The sequence below is a fragment of the Aeromicrobium sp. Leaf272 genome, assembly GCF_001422865.1.
Classification (GTDB): domain Bacteria; phylum Actinomycetota; class Actinomycetes; order Propionibacteriales; family Nocardioidaceae; genus Aeromicrobium.
Window position 1 is genome coordinate 250,697 of the sequence record NZ_LMMY01000011.1, and the last position, 1,684, is coordinate 252,380.

Consider the following 1,684-nt stretch of genomic DNA (forward strand, 5'->3'; position numbering starts at 1 on the left):
ACCTCGAGCTCGGTGCCCTTCTCGTACCGGAAGTTCTCGCCGTAGGCGAAGGTCTCGCCCTTGCCGAGCGTGTACACGGCGGGATCGGCGATCTCGGAGACGCCCAGCGTCTGCACGTCCTGCTCCTCGTAGAGCGCGCTGTCGGTGATGCCGTCCATGCCCTGCAGGTACGGCCAGTCGACGTAGCGCGACTCGACGTCGACCAGCGAGGAGCCCAGGTCGATCGGATCGCCGTTGTTCGTCACCACGTAGTTGACGAAGACGATCTCGTCGCCCTCGTCGATGATCGGCTCGTTCTTCTCCGGGTCGACGAAGTTGCCGGTCTTGGTGGCCTTGGCGGTGCCCACCTGGTAGACGTCGACGGTCACGTCGCCCGCCTCGACGGTGGCGATCTTCTCGCCCGGGGTCGTGAACGGCTTGGCCCAGGCCGGTGAGCCCTCGGTGGCCGCCGGGGCGTCCTCCGTGGCCTCCTCGCTCGGTTCGGAGGCGGCCGACGTCGGCTCGCTCTCGGGCTCGTCGGAGCCGCAGGCGCTCAGGCCCAGCAGCGCGATGGTGGCGACGGCGGCGATGCCCGCGCGACGGATGGTCATGGTGTCTCCCGATTGTTGAGTGTTCTTCCCACTCAGGACCCTAGCGGTCGGGAACGCCGCACGTGACCACGGCCGTCGGGCCGGGACGTGACGCTCGTGTCAGTGGGCGGCCGCGCCGCGCCGACGCGCGACGAGGTGCAGCACCGCCACGACCACGGCACCGACGACGAGCCCGATGACTGCGGAGAAGAAGGTGTTGGTGAGCCACGCCAGCACGGAACCGAGGCCGCCGGAGACGGCGTCGTGCACGGCCTCCTCGGCGTGGTGCACGAGGTCGTAGAGGGCGTGCCAACCGAGGTCGTCGGTGCCGACGAGCAGGATGTGCCCGCCGACCCAGAGCATGGCGACGACGCCCACCGTGGCGAGCGTGGCGAGGACCTTGGGCATGGCCTTGACCAGACCGCGGCCGACCTTCTGCGCCACGCTCGACGTGCGCTCGGTGAGGGCGAGGCCGACGTCGTCCATCTTCACGATGAGCGCGACCACGCCGTAGACGAGCGCCGTGATGCCGATGGCCACCACGACCAGGATGACGGCGCGGGAGACGAACGCCTCCTCGGCGACCTCGTTGAGCGCGATCACCATGATCTCCGCCGACAGGATGAAGTCGGTGCGCACGGCGTTGGAGACCACCGTGGCCTCCTGGTCCTCGCCCTGCGACGACGACGGCTCCTCGGGCGGGTGGTGGCCCGAGACCTTCTCCCAGAGCTTCTCGGCGCCCTCGAAGCACAGGTACGTGCCGCCCAGCATGAGGATCGGCGTGAGCAGCCACGGCGCGAACTGGCTGAGCAGCAGGGCGGCGGGGAGGATGACGAGCAGCTTGTTGCGCAGCGACCCCTTCGCGATGCGGCCGATGACCGCCAGCTCGCGCTTCGGGTCGAGCCCGTGCACGTAGCGCGGGGTGACGGCGGTGTCGTCGACGACCACGCCGGCCGCCTTCGCGCTGGCGCGTCCCGCCGCAGCACCGACGTCGTCGATGGACGCGGCAGCCAGCCGCGCCAGGGCCGCCACGTCGTCGAGGAGCGCGACGAGTCCGCCGGCCATCAGAGAGCTCTCACTGCAGTCATGGGGAAAGGGTAGGTGGTCGGCGGGGG

Annotated in this window: 2 protein-coding genes; both read right to left on the reverse strand. The window is 70.0% G+C overall.

Going from position 1 to position 1,684, the window contains the following annotated elements; all coding sequences use genetic code 11:
- A partial coding sequence (locus ASF38_RS08310) for a hypothetical protein (RefSeq protein WP_369815177.1) occupies nt 1-590 on the reverse strand: 590 nt, incomplete at its 3' end.
- Nucleotides 591-689: 99 nt separating this feature from the next.
- Nucleotides 690-1,634 carry a DUF808 domain-containing protein gene (locus tag ASF38_RS08315; RefSeq protein ID WP_056553607.1) on the reverse strand — a complete coding sequence of 315 codons (945 nt, stop codon included), beginning with the start codon at nt 1,632-1,634 and terminating at the stop codon, nt 690-692.
- Nucleotides 1,635-1,684 lie beyond the last annotated feature (50 nt).

What these genes read in the sequence shown, in the direction of transcription:
- ASF38_RS08315 (WP_056553607.1), bottom strand. Translation starts at nt 1,634, where the DNA reads ATGGCCGGCGGACTCGTCGCGCTCCTCGACGACGTGGCGGCCCTGGCG.